Below are 687 nucleotides of genomic sequence, written 5' to 3' on the forward strand. Positions count from 1 at the left end.
AGTATCATTCTAATATAAAATATTTAAAATATCAATGGTAATCATAAATTTCACAAAGCTTTTACATATCAAACTCTTTAGATTACATCTCCTTCAACATATCCATCTGGAGAAATTCTCTTTAATTGTGCATGAATGATCTGATTTTCCAATGGTATTTCACTATAAACTGCTGTCTTAATATATTCTCTTGTATGACCTGTATAGAAATTCTCTTTACCATGAAGAGATTCCTCAATCAGAATTTCTTTTGTCATATCAAGCTGTGCTTCTTCAAACTCCTGCTGATGTTTTTGGGACATTTCAAGAAGGATATTACTGCGCTTTGTTTTTATCTGATCATTTACCTGATGATCCATTTGAGCTGCCTTAGTTCCTTTTCTTATTGAATATTTAAAAATATGCATTTCATAAAGATTTATCTCTTCCAGAAAATCTCTTGTCTGTTGAAATTCTTCTTCTGTTTCCCCTGGAAATCCCACAATAATATCGGTAGTTAAAGCCGGATTATCAAAATACTGTCTAATCAGTTTACATTTCTGCCGTATTTCCTGTGTTGTATATTTTCTGTTCATTCTTTTTAATGTTGCATCGCATCCACTTTGTAAAGATAAATGGAAATGAGGACAAAAACTTTGAATTTTGCTTAATCGTTTTACAACTTCAGGCGTAATAAATCCAGGTTCA

Annotated in this window: 1 protein-coding gene; it reads right to left on the reverse strand. The window is 31.1% G+C overall.

All coding sequences use genetic code 11. The annotated features are described in order from the left end of the window. Nucleotides 1–77: 77 nt before the first annotated feature. The coding region (locus KTB61_RS12895; RefSeq protein WP_216697705.1) for a radical SAM protein at nt 78–687 on the reverse strand (610 nt) is incomplete at its 5' end.

This window comes from Anaerostipes faecalis (genome assembly GCF_018982945.1).
GTDB lineage: Bacteria > Bacillota > Clostridia > Lachnospirales > Lachnospiraceae > Anaerostipes > Anaerostipes faecalis.